We start from the raw sequence: 19,982 nt of genomic DNA on the forward strand, positions 1-19,982 counted from the left end.
AATTAAAAGCTTATCAATCTGTAATCATCACTAATCCATAAAGTTCTCTACAAAGATATCCTTCCAGTTTAATTCCAGGGTGACTTGTACTTTTTCAGACAGAGGAAATGTCCCCGGGTTTGAAAGTACAATTTTGGCGAGCTGGTTGCGCTCCTGGGGTTTGAAGGTATTCTGAAACTCTTCCGGTAGCTGATCGGAAATTGGCAGCAGTTCAGAGATCACGCCTTTGTCTTTGTAACGCCCACTCTTAAGGGTGACAACCATCCCCGGCCGGATCGCGAGCAGATAACGGCGGGGCATATAGGCAAGGACATAGGGTTCTCCCCAATACACTTGCATTAATGGCTCTCCCTCCCTGTAGACATCCCCTACGGAGGGGACTGTAGCCCCGACTATACCTGTCACCGGGCTGTGTACTTGGCCATCGTCATAGTGCTCTTTTAACCTCTTGTACGCTCTACCGGCTACCTCAATCGCTGCATCTACGGCTTTTCTTTTCTGGTCTAGCGTGGAGCTCTCCACCTGAATCTTCACCAGTTCCTGGCCTGCTTCAAAATTATCCCTGAGAACCTCCTGGTAGGTAATTTTGCTGACAAAACCCTTGTCGGCCAGCTTATTGATTCGCGCCAGGATCTCCTCTATCTCTTGCTTGCGGTGTTCTGCAGGAACTAAAAGTTGCTTGGCGGTCTCGGAAAGCAGGGTAAACTCGGCAGAAATTTGTATCAGGTTGGCTTGGCGACTGGAGAGATCCGCCAGACGCTCCAGTAATTGCATGGATTCTATTTTAAGGAGCAGTTGCCCCTCTTTAACCGCCTCCCCCTCATCGATTTCCACGGCGGTCACTTTAGTAATGTAACCCATCTCTACGGCCGCATAATCCCTGAGGACCAGCCCATCCCCTTTCAGGATAAACAAATCTCCAAACAAATAGCGGAGAATGCCCAGGGCAAATAATATCAATACCCCGATATAGATGCGTCGCCCTAAGGCGCTGTGGTGGGGGCGGACCTCACTGGCCATATTATCCGGGCGGATATGTTTTCGTATAGTTCTCATACTACTTACTCCCGAACACGATGCACTTTCGAAGGTGAGTAGGTGTCGGTATAGGAGGTTTTAAATATCCACTCTTGAGTGTAAGAATAGAGCCGTACAATGCGCATCAGGTTAACGTACAAAATACTGTACCCCAGCAGGTAAGGCCAAATGGGGGATGCCTTAAATTTTGGTGTAGAGAGAGCGCTTAGAGTGAAGGTAATAATATCCATTATTATAAGGATCATCTGGGCCGCTATTAAAATAAACCATCCGTTAGTTCCGTAGGTAAAAAATAACCAGGCCAGATAAATTGGTAGCACCAAGATGGCGATTACATTAAAGAGCAGGAACTCAAATTGGTGGAATAGCTCTTTGGGTTTTATGCGATGCTCAAGAGGATTGATAAAATGGCGGTATTTCCTGTAACGCAGGCGAATAGAGTCCCGCTCCCAGCGAAACCGCTGTCGAACCAGCGCTACCAAATTGGTGGGAACATCGGTATAACAAATTGAGTCGGCTGCAAACCCAATCCTCCAACCATAATGGCGTAGGCGCAATGTAATATCCAGGTCCTCACCGCCGCCGGAATCCCAGCCGCCAGCTTGGATTAAAGCTGTTTTTCTGAATGCACTGAAAGCCCCCGAGACACAAGTTACCTGTCCCAGCATGAACAGTGCATGCTTTCCAAGGCTGATACTAATACTGTATTCAATGGCTTGAAATATTGTAATTAGGTTCACTCCCCAGTTGCGCACTAGGATACTGTTAGAAACTGCCCCTATTTTGGGGTCGTCAAATTGATATAAGACATTCCTGATCGCGTGATAATCAAAGGAGCAGTCGCAGTCCACATTTATGATGATATCTCCGCTACAGAATCGTGCCCCTAGATTTACGGCAGAAGACTTTCCTCCGCGTAATTCTGTTGAATGTGCTCCATGAATAAGCCTTTCTTTGAGTAAACGACGTAAAATATTTCTTGTGCCGTCTGTAGAGCCATCGCTCACCACTACAATTTCATTGGGTGGGCGGCTCTGCTCCCATAAGCTGCGCACACACTTCTCTATGGCATCTTCCTCGTTATGCCCGGCAATAATTACAGACACTTTCCCTAAGCTTTCTATATCTACCTCAAACTCCGGTTTTTTCCTGAAAAATGTTAAGGCGGTAAAAAATGAAAAAAGGTAGCGGGGGATCTCGAAAATAACCAACACCCAGAGCATCAGAAACAGAGTTAAGTAACTCTGGGAGATCAGGTAGTAATAGCCGTCTTGTATTTGCTCCCACATTAACTCAGATCCTCGGGACCGAAGACTTGCAGGATAGGTTCCACATCCAGGCGCAGTGAACTCGCCGCTTTCTGACCGGCCTCTTCACTAAAGGTGTACAGGTCTTTCTGGTTGATATCGCTCACCAGGATAAAATCTTCCAGCCTGCCTTTGGCTGCGGTAACCGGGTATTCCCCCTTCATGACTTTCTTCAAGGAGTGGCTTAGGCTCTGGAAAAACTGATTGCGACTATGAAAGAACTGGCGATTGCCGTGTTCTTGCTCCACCAGATATTCATTTTCGTATTTGATGCAGAGTAGGGCGAACTCGCTCTCTTCGTTTTTCCACTTCTTCAGCTCTTTGTTTAAGACCACTATCAGCTCGAAGGGAAGCCCGGCAAAAATGGGGCTCTGCTGGGTGAGCTCCAGAAACGCATGGCCGGCGTGCAGGTAGTGAACCGCTTTTTCGGTGAGGCTATATTTAAAGATATCCCCGGTTTTTACCGAGTCGCCATCGATATGGGTATCACAATTAAGGCATAAAAAGCCCACTTCTGTTTCTGAACTGGACTTGCCGCAGGAATTGCAGATTAAAATAGTACCGGGTTTGTCGTAATCACTGCCGAAATGACTCATCTCCATTCTGCACTTGGGGCAGATCAAATACTCCCCTTGGCGGAAGTCATCCTCCGGCCCTAAATAGGCACACTTAAAGTGATGCAGGTAGAAGGATTCCCTTAAATTCGGTGATCGACATTCCGGGCACTCTTCCCGCACATTAAATTGAGAGGCACTGCAGCCGTTACAAATATGCCGGCGGTCAAAAAAGCTACCGGCCAGTAATTCGGCCGTCATCATTTTTTCGCATTCGTGCAACACCGTTTCGGAATCTAACAGGGTGTTGAAAGACACCGTGGTGCGCGAGTCTGGCTGGTAATTTGGGGTCAAACTTACCCCGGAGACAAAAATACGGGCCAGGATTTTGTCGTCATCATTCTGGGGGTTTTGAAAGTCCGGGTGCAACTGGGAGCGGCGGAAGTTAAAAGAGTCGATCAGCTTGCCATATTCCACAGGGTCTGCCTTGAGGGTATTGGAGGCATCCAGATCCGCCCGGTTTCCCAGTGTGCCCGTTAGGTCAATCACTGGCAGCAGGTGCAGACCTATCTGACTGTTCCAGAGCTTTTCAATACATTGCGGAGTCATGGGCTCCTCAACCACCAGGGCATCACACTTCTCAATGCCTGGATGCACCGTATTAAAATCACTGGGCCAGCGATAGTAGTTATATGCATCAGTGAGAAAGGAGATGGCAAACCCTCCTATAGAAGGGGCAAACTGACGCCGCTTGTACTTGGTTCATACGGTTGGCGGGTAAAATCTCGCCTTAAGTAAAACGATAGACCACGAGGGCTGAAGCGCCAGCTGGTAGGAGAGATGTAGGTTGGGCTAAGTATTATGAGTTGAAGGGACAGGAAATAAAGATGTTGCTATTAGTTATAAGCTGGGAATCTAGATTGACTTTAGGAGCATGTTTCAGTCAAAAAAGTAGGATAACAGGGTGATAACCATCGGCTCCTGATGTCTCCCAAGCAATTTATTCCCTCACCTTGTGTACTTTTGAAGGGGCGAAAGAATCCGCGTAGGAAGTTTTGAAGATCCACTCCTGTACATAGGCATAGAGCCGCACTACACGCATCAAGTTGACATAGAGGATGCTGTAGCCAATAAGAAAGGGCCAGAGTGGAAAAGTACTGAATTTATAGGTGGCATAGGCCGCGAGTGCAAAGGTAAGGCAATCCAGCATGATGAGCACTATCTGTGCACCAATCAGAATAAACCAGGCATTACTGCCGTAACTCACAAAGAGCCAGACCAAATAGATCGGTAAAGCGATAGCAGCGATCACATTAAAAATCAAAAACTCAAACTGGTGAAAGAACTCTTCGAATTTTATTCGGCGCTTAAGAGGATTGATAAAGTGGTTGTACTTGCGGTAACGCAAACGCACCGCATCCCGCTCCCAGCGCAGCCGCTGCCGAATTAGGGTCAGGATATTGGTGGGTACATCGGTATAGCAGATCGCCTCTGGGGCGAAGGCGATATCCCAGCCGTAGTTGCGCAGACGGAAGGTAATATCCAGGTCTTCACCCCCACCGGAGTCAAAGCCACCAATCTGGTCAATGGCGGTTTTTCGGAACCCGCTGTAGGCACCGGATGCACAGCACATTTGCCTGATCATGGCCAGCGCATGCCTGCCGAGGGAGATACTGACAATGTATTCGATGGTCTGAAATGCGGTGAGTAGGTTGTCGTGAGGGTTGCGCACAAAGACATTGCCGGATACCACGCCTACTTTGGGGTCTTCAAAGGGGAGTAACACTTCCTTCATAGTGTGGTGTTCAAAGGAGCAATCACAGTCAACGGTGATCACGATATCGCCGGTGCAAAAACGTATTCCCAGGTTTAGTGCGGAGGCTTTACCACCTCTGAGTTCTGTGGCATGGGCCCCCTGAATAAGTCCCCTGGTGAGTAGGCTGGACATCACTTTTCTGGTTCCATCGGTGGAGCCATCGCTGACCACAATAATTTCATAGGGTTTGACGCTCTGGGCCCAGAGACTGTGCACACACTTCTCAATCGATTCCTCCTCGTTATGACCGGCAATAATGACCGAAATTTTGCCGATTTTTTCCAGGTCCACCTCTTTCTCGATCCTCGAACTGAAAAAGAAAACCGCGGTAAAAAACGAGAAGATATAACGTGGGAGCTCCAGAAAAATCACAATCCAGAACATAATAAACAGAGCGCCCCGGCTCTGTGCGAACAGGAAGGTGAAGCCGTCATGCACTGTCTCCATCATTGGTGGAGTTCACCTTTGACGGAGATTTTGGGCTGCATAGGGGACCGGTAGCTCAGTGAATAGTCGCAACGGTATATGCCACTATATTCGTAGCTCTGGTCGCAACTCTCGTTGTTAGGTTTGTTGTAACTCTTGCTGTAACTATCGCCGTGACAATGGCTCTCTCTGAGCCTAAACATGGTTATTCCTCCAGCTGTGAGGCTAACCTGGTGGTCATTAGGGTCGACTGTCTGTTTCTGTAGGGCGCGACCATGGGGACCGCGCACCACATAAACAAAGGTTGAAAGAAACGATAGGTTGAGATGAGCAAGACGCCAAGAGAAGGTGCCAATAATAGAAGGTGCTAAGGCAAGGCCAGCAGCATTTGCAGACTTGTGAGGCAGCATGCCATACAGAAAACTGGCATTGGCAGAAATAGGGCGCTTGCGAACCCCAATAGCGAGCCGCTTAGCGCTCCAGATAAGCCGCAGTAGCCATGCCGCCGGCAGTACAGACTCCGATGATCGCTTTGTGCGCATCCCTACGCCCGAGCTCCAACAGAGAAGAGCCCAAATAGCGAATACCGGACATGCCATAGGGATGGCCCAGGGCAATGGCACCACCATTGACATTGGTAATATCCCATGGGGTTTCCAGCTCGGCTTGGTTATAGAGCGTGGTAACGGCAAAGGCTTCGTGTAGCTCCCACAGATCTATCTCGCCCATCGAGAGGTTGTGATGCTTCATCAGGCGTTTGATGGCCGGTGCCACGGCAATACTCATCTCCTCTGGGGCCACGGCAGCAAGCTGCATGCCGCGGAACAGGCCCAAGACCGGCAAGTTCTTTTTTGCAGCTAGCTCGGCATCCATCATGACCACCGCTGCGGCACCGTCAGAGAGCTGTGAGGCGTTGCCCGCAGTGACGGTACCGCCGGCATTGACCGGTTCCAGAGCCGATAAGCCCTCAAGCGTGGTGCCGGGGCGGGGGCCTTCGTCTTCCGAAAGCAGTACGGTCTTTTCTGAGACTTGCCCGCTGTCTTTATCCAATACCGACATCACCGTCTCAAAGGGGGCGATCTCCTCGGCAAATTTCCCCGCTTTGTGTGCTTCTGCCACTCTTTTTTGCGATTCCACCACATAGGCATCTTGTGCCTGCCGGCTGATGGCAAATTTGTTGGCCACAAAATCTGCGGTTTGGATCATGGTCCACCAGACCGCGGGAATTTGCTGCTGCAGGGGCTCATAGACGAAGTGATTCAGGTTCAGGCTGAACTGAACGAGGCTGATACTTTCCACCCCACCGGCAACGCCGATCTGCATTTCCCCGGCGGCGATACGATTCGCCACGATTGAGGCCGCATTCAGGCCCGAGCCGCAATAGCGGTTAATGGTGATACCGGGCACCCCGCTGCCACAGCCGGCAAAGAGGGCGGCATTGCGCGCGATATTGTGGCCGGTTGCTCCTTCCGGTAGTCCACAGCCCAGCACCACATCTTCCACTTCCTGCGAGTCCAAAGCTGATCTGTTTATTGCTTCCTTGATGACGTGTGCCGCCATTGGAATGCCGTGAGTTTGATTCAAGGCGCCGCGTCTCGCCTTGGCGATAGCGGTCCTACAGTAGGCGACAATGGCGACATCTCGCATGGGGTCTGTCCTGCGGTGGAAGGGGTTTCTAATACAGTAGAACAGTTATTAGCCACTGAAATTGCTTTGAGGTGGAAGCATTTAAGGAGAGAAAAGTGAGCAATAAAGCGTAATTCCAGTCGATTTATTAAGCTGTACTACAGCATCTGTCAAAACAGATAAAAGTGACAATCATTACATTTTTGGTGCATTAATAGATAAAATTTCATAAAAAAGTAACATTACGTAGAATAGACTGACTTCTTTGTTGGTACGCTTTTCTATAGAATGCGCGCCAATTCACATTATTCGAATTCAAAATAACAACAGGAAGTTGGGGTTTATGACCGTCTCTCGTCGCACATTTGTTCAGGCAATGGGGCTTGCGCTGCTCACACCATTTACCGTCCGTTCTTTAGCGTCCAGCAGTAGTGAAACCTACGCACGCTTTAATCTGAGCGGCAGTCCATCGGGCTATGACATCGATCAGGATGGCCTGATTTTCGATTTGTCCGTGGCCTCGGGTGATCCCAGCCAAACGGGTGTGGTGCTCTGGACCCACATCAACCCGGCCGCCTTTGTGCCCGGTCAAACGCTGTATTTGGATGTGGCCCTGGATGAGTCATTTACCCAGCCGGTGATGAGCGCCGAAATCCATGCCGAGGATATCAGTGCGGATCGCGATTACACCGTAAACATTGACCTGGAAGGCTATCTATCTCCCAACCAGCGTTACTACTATCGCTTTAAGTACGGCATATTGTGCAGTCGCACCGGGCGCTGCCATACCCTGCCTACCGGCGGGCTGGAAAGTATCAAGATGGCGGTGGTGACCTGCCAGGATTACACCACGGGTTATTATAACGCCTACAGCCACCTGGCAGATGAAGATGTGCACTGTGTATTGCACCTGGGGGACTTTATCTATGAGTACGCACAGTACGAAGGTTTTGAGGATGCCATTGTCCATCCCCTGAGCCTGCCTTCCGGTGCGACGGTGGCTATGGATCTCGAAGACTACCGCCATATTTACCGGGAATACCGCAAGGATAAAAACCTGCAGCGGGCGATGGAGATGCATTCCTTTATCATCACCTGGGATGATCACGAAACCGCAGACAACGCCTACTGGGATTACGATCGCGATACCCTCGGCGTGCCATCCCATCCCTACCAAACCGGTGACAACAACCCCGAGCAGTTGCGTCAGCTGCGCCGGGATGCACAGCAAGCCTGGATTGAGTATGTGCCGGCGCGCGTGAAGGTCGATGAAGCGGCCAGCCACGCTTTTGACTACCTGCAGATCTATCGCTCTTTCCAGTTTGGTGACCTGGTCGATTTATATATGACCGATAGCCGCACCTACCGTACCAAAGAGCCCTGCAAAGACGGCACCGCCTGGCAAAACTATTGGTGCACCGACTACGAAAAGAAATCCCAGACCATGCTGGGTAAAACCCAGCGCGACTGGTTGATTGATGGCATCGTCAATTCAAATGCACGCTGGAAAGTTTGGGGCAACCAGACCCTGTTGGCGCAACTGGCCGGCACGGCACTCGGTCAGCCGTTAGTTTTTGCCAATTACGATGCCTGGGATGGCTACCAGTGGGAGCGTGAAAAAATTCTCTCCAGTGTCAAAGACAGCAATGTCGATAATTTTGTTGTGTTGACCGGGGATCTGCACACCAGTATCGCCTCTTACCTGAAGGTAAACTTCAATAAGGTCAGCAACTGGAACTACGATAACCTGGTGGGCATTGAACTGATGACCCCATCGATCTCATCGCCAAATCTCAACGATACGGTGGAGAGAGGGCGCGATGTAGGTGCTGTATTTACTTCACTGCTCAATGGCGGAGTGCAGGTGAATAACCCCCACATCAAGGATTTCGTCAGCGATATCTATGGTTATGCGGTGATTGAGTTCAACCACAACGAGTTGAATTGGACTGTCTATAACATCGACAAAAAGTCGGACAACCCGTCCACCAAGAAAAAGACCTATAAAAAGTTCAACTACGAACCCGAAGGCATGTGGCTGACGGAGAAATAGGCCAGTAAATAACAGTCTTCTATAGCGCCATCAAGCCTGTTTTGGTGGCGCTTATCTAACTCTCTTCGCCCGAGTCCCACCCACCAAAGTCTTCGTAATTCTCTCAGTTGCTATCTGGCCCTGGGTGACCTATACCCTCGTGATTGATCGAGCGGGTTTCGATGTCGATGCTCACCGTGAACGCCACTTGGAGGCATCGATGTTACAGAAAGCATACCCCTATTATTTGGCCAACGAAGCCGTCTATGCCAATACCGAGTTAGAGGTGACAGATAAGTACTCCGGCGAGGTGGCAACACGGGTTGCCATGGCGGATACCAAAGTGATCGACAGCGCTATCGATTGGGCCCTGCTGGCGGAAAAGCCCATGGCCGCGCTGCCCCCCTACAAGCGCCAGCAAGTCTTGGATCACTGTGTGCAGCGCTTTCAGACACGGTTCGAAGAGCTGGCCGAGGCCCTGTGTGTTGAAGCGGGTAAACCGATTCACGATTCCCGTGGGGAAGTCTCCCGCCTGATTGATACCTTCCGAGTGGCGGCGGAAGAGGCTGTGCGTATCGATGGCGAGATTATGAATCTCGAAATCTCCAAGCGCAGCGCGGGTTACCGGGGATTTGTTAAGCGTGTTCCCGTGGGGGCCTGCTCTTTTATTTCACCGTTCAATTTTCCACTGAACCTGGCGGCCCATAAAGTGGCTCCAGCCATTGCCGCCGGCTGCCCCTTTGTGCTCAAACCGGCGAGTAGAACCCCCATTGGTGCTCTGATTATTGCAGAGGTGCTGGCTGAGACCGATCTGCCCAAGGGTGCCTTCTCGGTGCTGCCCTGTCATCGCGAAGGGGCTGACCTGTTTACCGTGGATGATCGCTTTAAATTACTCAGCTTCACCGGCTCTCCTGCCGTTGGTTGGGATTTGAAAGCCAGGGCAGGGCGCAAGAAAGTGATTTTAGAGTTGGGCGGCAATGCTGCCTGTGTGATCGATCGTAATACCGACCTGGAGGATGCGGTAGAGCGCTTAATCTTTGGGGCTTTTTATCAATCGGGCCAGAGCTGTATCGGAGTGCAAAGAATTTATGGGCACTCCAGCTTGTATGAAGATCTGAAGGCGCGCTTGTTGGAGCGCACCAAGAAGCTAAAAAAAGGCGATCCAAAAGCTGAGCAGACTTTTATCGGGCCAATGATTTCCGAAGGCGAAGCGACAAGATTGCATAACTGGATTAAAGAAGGGGTTGAACAAGGAGGGACTCTCCTATGCGGTGGCAATCGCGATGGCGCCATGCTTGAGCCAACGTTAATGGAGAATGTTCCCAGTGACTGCAACGTAGTGCAGCAGGAAGCTTTTGGTCCTGTCGCAATACTGGAGCCTTTTGATGATTTCGATGAGGTGCTGAAGAAGGTCAACGACAGTGCATTTGGTTTACAGGCCGGGATCTTCACCCGTGATTTGTATCGAGCCCAAAAAGCTTGGGACACCCTGGAGGTGGGCGGCGTAGTGATTGGCGATGTGCCTAGTTGGCGAGTAGATAATATGCCCTACGGTGGAGTGAAAGATTCAGGCTTAGGGCGTGAGGGGGTGCGTTGGGCTATTCAGGATATGACGGAGGAGCGGTTGATGGTGGTGCGCACATTGCCTTCTTAACTTGAGGGCTCTCGAACAAGAGCCCAGAAAAATTGAGCTCCAGTATTCCTGTGCGTGTTGGAAATACCCAGAACTTTGTTGAGTGCTAGCCAGTAACTTTCACTTTGCCCCTCAATTGTTTATATTTCGATAAATCCAGAATTTAGGGCGTTGTGGAAATGGGAATTGATGAGGTAGCCAAAGCTTTAAAAGAGCTGGGTCACCCGACCCGGTTATTAATCTATAAAAAGATTGTTAAAGCGGGTAACCCTGGGATTCCCGTGGGTAGCATTCAAGAGCAGCTCGACATCCCTGGGTCCACTTTATCTCACCATATCGCGAGCTTGGTCTCTGCTGGTTTGATCACTCAGCGACGCGAGAGTCGCACTCTGTATTGTGTGGCTGAATATCAGCGCTTAGTGGGTGTTATCAATTTTTTACAAGATGAATGTTGCAATGATGACCTTGCAGGCCAGGCCGATAGCTGTAGTAAGCCGGAGTGAGGCGAATCCCTCTTGTCGAGCCTCCTCCAGCCCCCCTCAGTCTATTTGCTCTCCTTTTTATCTACTCTTTTTTGCTAGCTAAACATCGGTTGCCTGATCCATTTTTCTTCGCCTGAAAATAGCCAAACCTAGGGGCGCTGTCCGCCAAGTCTAATGGCTCAAACATGTTGACCAGCTGGTCGGATCCTGAGGCTGGAAGGTTGCCAAATTGATTAAGACGATTCGGCCCTGATCCATATTTCCATATTTCTAGAAATAACTTGACTGCGCCTGACAATTCGATGATTCTAGAAATATAGTTATTTTTTAGAGGAGTTATTATGATGTCTGCCGAGTTAGTCACCATGCTGGAGGAGGCACTCAACATGTTTGCCTTCCTCGCAGTCGAGCTGACAGTGTTGTTTTTAGTAATCAGCTACCTTGTGGGGGTGTTGCAGGAGTACATTTCTCCTGACAGGGTTCAAGCGGCACTGAGTTCACGAAGAGGTAAGGGGTACCTTATTGCGGCACTCCTCGGCGTGATCACTCCATTTTGCTCCTGCTCTACGATCCCATTCATTAAAGGCTTGTTAAGGGCTCAAGCCGGATTTGGTCCAGTAGTGGTATTTCTATTCTCCAGCCCCCTGCTAAACCCTATAGTTATTGGCCTGCTGGTCGTCACTTTCGGGCTAAATGTAGCCATCCTCTATTTCACGCTTGCCATGACAGTCTCAGTGTTGGCTGGGTTTCTTTTGGAGAAGCTTGGCTTTGAACGGTTTGTTCGTGATGAAGCTTACCTGGAGTCCATAGGTTGTAACTCGGGCTCCAAGAACAGTGAGGCCCAGCCTGCAATGAGTAGTGGCTTGCCTGAACGGGAAACTACTTCAAGTTTTGCTGCCCAAGGGGCTCCTCTACTTGCATCAGTAACAGGGCCTGGAATTGAAAAAACGGCGGTAGCTAGCAGTTGCTCGGTAAATCAGTCAGGGAAAAACAATTGCGAAAGCAAAACTCAGCCTGAGCTTGCGGAACCTAGCCGCTGGTTAACTATCTGGCTCTCCACCTGGAAGGACTTTAAGAAGACGCTACCATACCTGCTGATTGGAATTACCCTAGGGTCCTTTATTTATGGGTTTGTGCCTACCGATCTGATCGTGGCCTACGCCGGTGAGAACAAATGGTATGCGATACCTATCGCCGCTGTGATTGGTATTCCTCTCTATATTCGCGCCTCAGCCGTCATTCCATTGAGTGCCGGACTGGTACAAAAGGGAATGGCACTGGGCTCAGTCATGGCACTGATTATCGGTAGTGCCGGTGCCAGCCTGACTGAAGTGATACTGCTGAAGTCGATCTTCAAAACCCAAATGATAGCTGCTTTTTTGACTGTTGTTTTAGGGATGGCGGTAACAGCCGGCTATCTGTACAGTTTCTATTTTTGATGTGATTAATTCCTCCGAAGTTCAGTGTTTACAATAGGGTTGGGTTTTTGAAAGGAAAATCTGCGATCCAGATATTTCGAAAACACGAACATGCACAGAGAAATTTTTCAGGAAGACACTTTTGGGCCTGGGGATGCTGCGTTAGTAAAGTGGGGCTCAATGAGAAGATGATTCAAGAGTACATCATGAAGTGCGCCGTCAAAAGCAGATGCAGTTGGCGGGGTTGTAACTAGCCCCCTTTGGAGGCTTTCACCATACCACCCGCTATACGGGTGGTTGGCTGATGCGGGTGTGGCTTTTTGGAGCTGTAAGCCTTCCAAAAAGCCAACCTATGAGCCGTAAATAGCTCTGAGCTAATCCAGAAAGTCTGGATACTTTGGTTACTTATTTCCCAGTTGGCAGGGGAGCGGAATCGTCGACAAGGTGTTCTTGGCGTAGTTCTTGCCAGAGTGCCTTTGGAATATCAGTTTCCAAAGCTTCAATATCTTCTTTGATCCTGCTGGGTTTACTAGCGCCCGGTATAACTGCGGCGACCGCTGGATTGGCTAGGACAAATTGCAGCCCGATGGCTTTGTTACTCACTCCGTATTTCTCGCCAATCGCTTTGATCTTGGCAACTTTTTGCAATATGGATTCTGGTGCCGGGGCATATTCAAAATTGGGACCGCCAACAAGAGCGCCTGAGCTATACGGGCCTCCAGCTACGATACCCAGGCCACGCTCGCAAATTTGAGGAATCACTCTTTGTAGGGCTTTGGAGTGGTCCAACAAACTGTAGCGGCCAGCGAGTAAGAGGCCATCGGGGCGGGGCTCCTCAAGTTCGAGTAGCAGCTCAATGGGTTCCACTCGATTCACCCCCAGCCCCCAGGCTTGAAGAACGCCTTCATCACGCAGCTTATCAAGGGCAACGAAAGCCCCTTTTCTCGCACTTTCAAATATGCCCAGCCATTGATCACCATAAAAATCCTGGGCCACATCATGAACCCATACAATTTCAATACGATCAGTATTTAGCCGCTTGAGGCTGCCCTCAATTGAGCGCATTGTTGCATCGTATGAGTAATCATGAACGACCTTGTTGGGGCGGCCATACTTGAAAATATCCCGCGTATCTTGCGTACTCTGATTGGTTTTTTCCTCCACTTCATCCAGGATCAAGTGACCGACCTTGGTACTGATCACATAGTCTTCACGCGGAAATCTGGAAAGTGCTTCACCTAAACGCATCTCCGCCAGGCCTGCTCCATAAAATGGCGCAGTGTCAAAGTATCGAATGCCGCTCTCCCAAGCAGTCTCTACCGTTTCCAAGGCTTCTGCATCTGGAATCTGGCGAAACATATTGCCAAGAGGTGCACTACCAAAACCGAGCTTACTGGGCAAAAGGTCTTTTAGTTTCACTTTGAACTCCCATTCAAAAAAATTTCAAATCAGAAATCGTCGACTATGCGGTTTTTGGTTAAGGGAGCCACAGTAAACGGTATTACTCAGAGGCTCCTTGTTACGCTGGAGTCTTCCGCTTTCTACTGATTTTCTGAGTACGCCTGGTCAACAGCGCTTCGCATTGCCAGAAGTGTCACTGAAATCAGTGAAGTTGCGCCGACGGATAGAGTCTGCGCCAGTTGCTTTTGATTAAAAAGCCGCTTATAAGCATAAGACTATTGACTTGGAGTCAACTATGCAGATCACCCTTCAAGAGTTGCAGGTCTTTACCACTGTAGTGGATACAGCCTCAATCACTTCGGCAGCCGAACGTCTAGAGCAGACGGTATCGGGGGTCAGCCGCGCCCTAGGGCGCTTGGAGCAGAAGCTCCAGACAACATTACTAAGACGTACAACCAGGCGTTTAGAGCTGACAGAAGAGGGGCAGGCATTTCTGAAGTATGCACGCGATATACTCACCTCTGTAGAGGAGGCTGAGGAGCAGATGGCGGCACGCAAAAAGTATCCCTCGGGCCTTTTGCGTATAGATGCTGCAACCCCAGTTATGCTGCATGTCATTACCCCACTGATTGATACCTATCGAGCCCGATACCCACAGGTAGAGCTTGAGCTGCAGAGTAATGAGGGAATCACCGACCTGATAGAAAAACGCACGGATGTGGCATTTCGAGTTGGCTCTCTTGCGGACTCTACCCTACATGCCCGCTTAATCGGCACGAGTAGAATTCGAATATTAGCGAGTCCCGATTACTTAAAACGCCATGGTACTCCGAGGAATGTGGAGCAGCTTGCCGAGCATACCCTGCTTGGTTTCACAAAACCTGAACACCTTAATCAGTGGCCGCTACACGAGCGAAGCGGGGATTTATTACAAATTAAGCCCGCGATCACTTCATCCAGTGGCGAGACGTTACGTCACTTAGCACTTTCAGGAGCGGGTATTGTCTGTTTGTCAGACTTTATGACTCAGAGAGATCGGCAGGCTAGACGATTGGTGCCGTTATTCCCGGAACACACCTTAGAAATAAAACAACCTATTCATGCCGTGTACTACCGTAATACCGCGCTCTCATCACGAATCACCAGTTTTATCAACCATATTACTGGAGCACTCGGTGAGCGGCCTTTTGATGAGCATTAGTCCGGGGGAATCGGTAAAGTACAAAGCTCAAAGCTTGTTATTAGTGGTGATTTTTCAGAATCCAATCGCTACAAAATGCCGCAATCCGGGTCCACTCAGGCTCCATCATTAAATAATGTCCATAACCTTCGGCAATATAGAATGTGGTTGGTGTACTTTGGCATTTGGCGATAAGACGAGCCGTAGAGGGCGGTATTGCCAAATCGTCGGTGCCGGAAACCATCAAGACAGGGCAGTCGATCTTTTTGTAATCAATCTTTGTGGTCCTGTTGTCATCAAAGATCCAAAAGAAAAGTTCGAAAAGTACTCGTCCAGATTCAGGGCCTAAACGATTGAATACCTGGTGTTGATCTTCCTTATTGAGCTTGTTGAGCCCAAATTTTGCCATTGTCTCAAAGTCTGGTAAAAGTACGTCTTCCCAAAAATTACCGGCTGCCATAAACATTTTGCCGAGTTCGCGTTCTTGCTTCGTTGTAGGCAGTATCCCCCAGTTGACGCTTCCGTTCAGCAGCACTATTGCGTCCGTCAAGCCCATGGTGGCTATTTTTTGTGCGATGATACCTCCCAGAGAATGGCCAATTAAGATAGGTTTGCAGCTTAAACCGTTAACGAATGATGCAATGTCCTCAACATAGTCGGCGATGCTGATTCCTTTTAGGCGCTTTTGCGATTGTTGAGTTTCAAGATTCTCGTGGTAGCGATAGCTTGGGCTATAACAGCGGAAACCTTTTTCTTCAAAGTACTGATGGAAGTTCTCCATTGTCCAGGGGCCGGCGTTAGTGCCATGAATAAAGACGATAGTAGGCTCCATTATTGTCAACCTGTTTAGCCAAAGTCTCTTATCTGCTTGGGTTCTTCCGTATTTGCATTGATCATTTTGGCTGTGGGTAGGCTTACCTGAACCATATGACGTCTACCATAAAAACTTGCCCCACCCACATAGCAATAAGTAAGCGGAGAGGTATATCAATCCAGTATAGCCCGAGACTGTTTATTGAGAGTTATTGTTGCGGATTAAGTAACTATATCTTCACTAAAAAACGGGTTATGGAAATTGGCATAGCTATTAAAATCCAAAGTTCAATATGCCTCTGTAATCTGCCCGATAAGCCTGACTAGGGTGCACAGCGTGTTGTAACTGTCCTTGATTGTCGATCTGATAAATGGTTGCCCCACATTGATTACAGAAAGCGTGCTTTTTTATAGGGCCGTATTTAAAGGTATAAGTGTTTAGCTGTTTTGATGGGTCTTCAATAAGGACCGGGTTGGAAGCCTCAACAAAATCGACAGGTTTATTTGGCCGTGGTAAGGCTGAACTGTTGAAAAGTTTGTAATGAATAGCTCCGCAGTGGCAAGTTAAGTGATTCATTGGTTAATCTCCAGAGTGGATTAGTGTGGGGTTAAAGTTTACTATTTGGCCGATCTCAATAAAGATCATCAGCGGAAAGTCATAATTAGCTTTAAGGAAATAGTCGGTGCGGCGGGAATATGATAAGTACCACTTGATCAGTGTCTTTTGTGCGGTAGTGGATCATGGCTCCTTGAGTAAAGCCGGTAGCCATTTGGGCTTATCGACGCCAACTGTGAGCAAGACACTGGCACAGCTGGAGCAGGTGCTGGGCCAGGTACTCTTGACCCGAACTACCAGGGCTGTGTCGATAACAGATGCTGGGAGACTTGTTTATCAGCAGGGGCAACAGATACTCAATGCCTTTACTGAACTGGAGGACCGGGTTGCTGAGCTTGGGACTCTCGATCGCGGTAAATTGCGAATTACCTTCCCTGAGACATTGGGGGAGAATGTATTTAGCCAGATTTGTAATGACTTTCAAAAGGCTTATCCTGATTACAGTCTTGAGTTGATATTTAGCCCACATCTTCTGGATATGATTGAAGATGATATTGATATCGCCGTACGTGTCTGGGCGACAATGCCGGATAGCCAGTTTTATGGCTTACCACTGTTCAATATTTCCCCAATTTTTGTGGCATCACCAGAGTATCTTGATAAGAATGGTTATCCGGCGTCTATTGAGGCACTGAGTCAGCAAAACATTTTACTGGCCAGGCTCAATGGATTGAAAGATGGATGGCTTTTTGATGGTAAGTACTACCACTTTAAAGGAAATCTCGTTTCTAACAAAACTTCTCATAATCGTGCCGCAGCAATAAACGGTAATGGCATTGCTATATTGCCATCCTACTTCTGCCGGCAAGCCATACAAAGTGGAGAACTGATTGAGCTTTTTCCAGAAATCAAAAGAGAAGAAAATATGGTGGGGGCTCTTTATAAAGTAAAACGTAAAAACTCCAAGAAAATTGATGTGTTTTTAAGTTATTTGGAAGAACGCTTAAGGGAATCGGATTTTATGTGTTGATATTTGGTAGAGTGGTTCTAAATAGCCGCTATGATGAACTGGGTTTATTGCTGTTTGGTACGCCTAATTAAATATAAATTCCGGCAAGAAATAAAGATGCCAGTAAACTGCCCAATAATAACCTGATCGCTCGGTGAATACCATAGATTACCAACATCGCTCCACCCACTAAGCTGATATACCAAAAGGCTTCTGGAACAATGGATTTATGGGCGCGCTCTCTAGCAATCCATACTGAAATTACTGCTGAGTATTAGTGCATTGTTGCTCAGTTTATTAGCCTTTGCTATCCAGCTGAAAGTAAGTGTTCGCCTGATGAATTTAAATAAAGTCTAGTAGATCTCCTTATAAGGTGATCAGTAATAAAGTACCCGGTAATAGTCAGGTCCGGTTTGAAGTATTACTTTTTGTAATAACCCACACCGCACACATGATCGTCAACTTTAGTAATAAATGCAGTTTTCTGTACGGGCTTGGTTTCACCAGGGCGTGGCCACATATAGGTTACCTTGCTGATTTGCCCCTCTTTCGCATTCTTAATCATTTCCTCTCCAAAAGCTTTTCCCATTATATCCCTTTCCGCTTTTAGGTTTCTTTCATCAAGATTCGGATGGAATACAGGGTGTGCTGTAAGGCTGCCATCAGCCTTGACACAGAATGGGTAGAGATCTCGATCTTTGAACCCTCCCTCACCTTTATTAATTTTATCAATGGTCGCTGACTCATCCGTCTTTAGCGAGGTGACTACCTTTTCCAGCAGGGCCTTGGCTTCTTCAGCAGTACCATAATTGTCAGCAAACACTGAATACGATGCGAGGGATGCAAGTATCATTACAGAGCGGATAAAATTTTTCATCATTGAACTGACTCAGTAGAGAGTGTTGCCCGTCATCTCTACATAATAGACGCTGTCTGGGATAAGACGTAAAGGTAGACTTTGCAGTGTGGCGAATATAATTAACGATTGATAAAAAGGTACTGCTCGGGATCTTCTAGTCTGTTTACTCGGGACGGCGGGGCGCAAAAGTTTAGCTAAGCGCCCCGCAGAGGATTTTTTACCGAATCACCAATCTTTTTCTAAGGTTGGCTGGCTGCAAACTATTCTTCGATAGCAACGTTCGGTTGTGTTGAAGGGAGATTACACCACTTATCCGCGGATACGCCGTACCCGGAATTTACGACCTTTCAGTTTTCCGTTTTCAATTTTTTTCAGTGCTTGCGTTGCCACGTTTCTTTTTACCGCGACATAAGCCGTCAAGTCCAAGACATTGATCTTGCCAACATCTTTGCCATTGATCGGGCGATCGCCGCCGGTCAGTGCACCGAGAATATCGCCCGGGCGGACTTTCTGTTTCTTGCCACCATCAATCTGCAGGGTAGCCATGGGGGCCTGAAACGGAGGTTCGCTTAAGATACTGGCAGGCGGTGGTGTATCGGGATCGGACAGTGGGTCCTGGGTCAGATCCATTCGCAGTAGTTTATGACCTTCCTTCTCGGAAAACAGGGAGTAGGCGCAACCGCGTTCACCGGCACGACCGGTCCGTCCGATACGATGGGTGTGTACTTCCGGATCTTTGGCGATATGAAAGTTGATCACCGCATCCAGCTTGTCGATATCCAGGCCTCGTGCCGCCACGTCGGTGGCCACCAGAATCGAGGCGCTGCCATTGGCGAAGCGAATCAGCGTTTCGTTGCGCTGGCGCTGTTCCATATCCCCATGCAAGGCGAGCACATTGAACCCAGCTTGCTTCAGGTCGTTGGCGACGTCATCGGTTTCACGTTTGGTGTTGCAGAAAATCAGGGTATTGACTGGTCTGTCATTGAGTAGAATACGGCGGGTCATCTCCAGGCGATCGTCGAAGCTCTCAGTTTTGTAAAAACGTTGTTCGATCACCTCCTCACTGTGTGAGGATTCAATACGCACCATCACTGGCTTTTGCATCACTCGCGCACTGAGCCGCTCGATTTGATCCGGGTAAGTCGCGCTGAACAGTAGGGATTGTCGCCGAGCTGGCAGCTGCGCCAGAATGGTATCAATAACGTCCTGAAAGCCCATATCGAGCATCCGGTCGGCTTCGTCAAAGACGAGTGTGTCGACATGCTCTAGGGACAGGGTTCCCTTGCGCAGGTGCTCCTCAATACGCCCTGGCGTGCCAACAATAATGTGCGCCCCATGCGCCAGGGAGCCAATCTGCGGGCCAAACGGCATGCCGCCGCACAGGGTCAGAATCTTAATGTTATGTATTGCCCTGGCCAGCCGACGCAGTTCCTGGGCAACCTGGTCGGCCAGCTCCCGAGTGGGACACAGAATCAGCGACTGAATCCGAAACCGATCAACATTGAGCCTATGCAGTACTCCCAAACCAAAGGCCGCCGTTTTACCGGAGCCGGTTTTTGCCTGTGCGATGACATCTTTGCCGTCGAGTATGACCGGGAGTGTATTGGCCTGAACCTCGGTCATCGATGTGTAGTTGAGTGACGCCAGGTTTTTTAACAGGGCGGGCTTTAGAGAAAGGTCGGAAAAGGGGGCAGTCAAGGTGAATCCTGGAGTCGTTAAATACCAAATACGCGTATTACGCAACTGCATTTTTGCAGTCTGGCCAATACAAATTTTGCAGGGCACTTTAACAGTTAATCCCGTTGAAACCTATGTGTTAGTAGTCTCTACCT

19 protein-coding genes are annotated in these 19,982 nt (G+C 48.9%); 7 read left to right on the top strand and 12 right to left on the bottom strand.

Going from position 1 to position 19,982, the window contains the following annotated elements; translation table 11 throughout:
- Positions 1–30 precede the first annotated feature (30 nt).
- The 6 genes from ACJJID_RS06870 to ACJJID_RS06895 all read right to left on the bottom strand — a co-directional run bounded on the left by ACJJID_RS06870 (position 31) and on the right by ACJJID_RS06895 (position 6,788).
- Entirely contained in the window at positions 31–1,056 is a 1,026-nt protein-coding gene (locus ACJJID_RS06870) for an HlyD family secretion protein (protein ID WP_444922045.1), read from the bottom strand.
- A gap of 5 nt (positions 1,057–1,061) precedes the next feature.
- The gene (locus ACJJID_RS06875) at positions 1,062–2,327 is read right to left on the bottom strand and encodes a glycosyltransferase (protein WP_444922046.1); all 1,266 of its coding nucleotides are present in this window, start codon (positions 2,325–2,327) and stop codon (positions 1,062–1,064) included.
- Complete coding sequence (locus ACJJID_RS06880) at positions 2,327–3,556, bottom strand: TackOD1 domain-containing metal-binding protein (protein WP_444922047.1); 1,230 nt, start codon at positions 3,554–3,556, stop codon at positions 2,327–2,329. Before ACJJID_RS06880 ends, ACJJID_RS06875 begins: the two co-directional genes overlap by 1 nt.
- A 343-nt stretch (positions 3,557–3,899) precedes the next feature.
- Positions 3,900–5,165, bottom strand: coding sequence for a glycosyltransferase family 2 protein (locus tag ACJJID_RS06885; RefSeq protein WP_152453515.1), 1,266 nt, complete (start codon positions 5,163–5,165; stop codon positions 3,900–3,902).
- Positions 5,162–5,683 (bottom strand): hypothetical protein, encoded by a 522-nt coding sequence (locus ACJJID_RS06890; RefSeq protein ID WP_444922048.1) that lies wholly within the window; start codon positions 5,681–5,683, stop codon positions 5,162–5,164. Before ACJJID_RS06890 ends, ACJJID_RS06885 begins: the two co-directional genes overlap by 4 nt.
- A complete protein-coding gene (locus ACJJID_RS06895; protein WP_444922049.1) occupies positions 5,613–6,788 on the bottom strand; it encodes a thiolase family protein in 1,176 nt (391 codons plus the stop codon). The genes ACJJID_RS06890 and ACJJID_RS06895 overlap by 71 nt, the downstream gene beginning before the upstream one ends.
- A 322-nt stretch (positions 6,789–7,110) precedes the next feature.
- Between ACJJID_RS06895 and ACJJID_RS06900 the strand changes: the two genes are divergently transcribed.
- From ACJJID_RS06900 to ACJJID_RS06920, 5 genes are all read left to right on the top strand, one after another.
- The gene (locus ACJJID_RS06900; protein WP_444922050.1) at positions 7,111–8,820 is read left to right on the top strand and encodes an alkaline phosphatase D family protein; all 1,710 of its coding nucleotides are present in this window, start codon (positions 7,111–7,113) and stop codon (positions 8,818–8,820) included.
- Positions 8,821–8,959: 139 nt separating this feature from the next.
- Positions 8,960–10,453 carry an aldehyde dehydrogenase family protein gene (locus ACJJID_RS06905; RefSeq protein WP_444922051.1) on the top strand — a complete coding sequence of 498 codons (1,494 nt, stop codon included), beginning with the start codon at positions 8,960–8,962 and terminating at the stop codon, positions 10,451–10,453.
- A gap of 158 nt (positions 10,454–10,611) precedes the next feature.
- Positions 10,612–10,935, top strand: a complete 324-nt coding sequence (locus ACJJID_RS06910; RefSeq protein ID WP_444922052.1) for an ArsR/SmtB family transcription factor — start codon at positions 10,612–10,614, stop codon at positions 10,933–10,935.
- Positions 10,936–11,255: 320 nt separating this feature from the next.
- Positions 11,256–12,353: a permease gene (locus tag ACJJID_RS06915; RefSeq protein ID WP_444922053.1), complete on the top strand. Its 1,098-nt coding sequence runs from the start codon at positions 11,256–11,258 to the stop codon at positions 12,351–12,353.
- Positions 12,354–12,361: 8 nt separating this feature from the next.
- Complete coding sequence (locus tag ACJJID_RS06920) at positions 12,362–12,586, top strand: transposase (protein WP_444922617.1); 225 nt, start codon at positions 12,362–12,364, stop codon at positions 12,584–12,586.
- Positions 12,587–12,737: 151 nt separating this feature from the next.
- Here the strand turns inward: ACJJID_RS06920 and ACJJID_RS06925 are convergent, their stop codons facing one another.
- Positions 12,738–13,751 carry an aldo/keto reductase gene (locus tag ACJJID_RS06925; protein ID WP_444922054.1) on the bottom strand — a complete coding sequence of 338 codons (1,014 nt, stop codon included), beginning with the start codon at positions 13,749–13,751 and terminating at the stop codon, positions 12,738–12,740.
- Between the two features lie 277 nt (positions 13,752–14,028).
- On the opposite strand from ACJJID_RS06925, the gene ACJJID_RS06930 reads away from it, so the two are divergent.
- Positions 14,029–14,934 (top strand): LysR substrate-binding domain-containing protein, encoded by a 906-nt coding sequence (locus ACJJID_RS06930; protein WP_444922055.1) that lies wholly within the window; start codon positions 14,029–14,031, stop codon positions 14,932–14,934.
- Positions 14,935–14,974: 40 nt separating this feature from the next.
- Here ACJJID_RS06930 and ACJJID_RS06935 read toward each other — a convergent pair whose 3' ends face one another.
- Entirely contained in the window at positions 14,975–15,745 is a 771-nt protein-coding gene (locus ACJJID_RS06935) for an alpha/beta hydrolase (RefSeq protein WP_444922056.1), read from the bottom strand.
- A gap of 255 nt (positions 15,746–16,000) precedes the next feature.
- Positions 16,001–16,303: a hypothetical protein gene (locus ACJJID_RS06940; RefSeq protein WP_444922057.1), complete on the bottom strand. Its 303-nt coding sequence runs from the start codon at positions 16,301–16,303 to the stop codon at positions 16,001–16,003.
- Between the two features lie 106 nt (positions 16,304–16,409).
- On the opposite strand from ACJJID_RS06940, the gene ACJJID_RS06945 reads away from it, so the two are divergent.
- Positions 16,410–17,312 (top strand): LysR family transcriptional regulator, encoded by a 903-nt coding sequence (locus ACJJID_RS06945; RefSeq protein ID WP_444922058.1) that lies wholly within the window; start codon positions 16,410–16,412, stop codon positions 17,310–17,312.
- Positions 17,313–17,379: 67 nt separating this feature from the next.
- Here the strand turns inward: ACJJID_RS06945 and ACJJID_RS06950 are convergent, their stop codons facing one another.
- The 3 genes from ACJJID_RS06950 to dbpA form a co-directional block, all read right to left on the bottom strand.
- On the bottom strand, positions 17,380–17,553 hold the full coding sequence (locus tag ACJJID_RS06950; protein ID WP_444922618.1) for a lipid-A-disaccharide synthase N-terminal domain-containing protein: 174 nt from the start codon (positions 17,551–17,553) through the stop codon (positions 17,380–17,382).
- Between the two features lie 159 nt (positions 17,554–17,712).
- Entirely contained in the window at positions 17,713–18,171 is a 459-nt protein-coding gene (locus ACJJID_RS06955) for a cache domain-containing protein (RefSeq protein ID WP_444922059.1), read from the bottom strand.
- Positions 18,172–18,459: 288 nt separating this feature from the next.
- Complete coding sequence (gene dbpA, locus ACJJID_RS06960; protein ID WP_444922619.1) at positions 18,460–19,848, bottom strand: ATP-dependent RNA helicase DbpA; 1,389 nt, start codon at positions 19,846–19,848, stop codon at positions 18,460–18,462.
- Between the last annotated feature and the right edge of the window lie 134 nt (positions 19,849–19,982).

The sequence above is a fragment of the Microbulbifer sp. CnH-101-G genome (assembly GCF_052466775.1).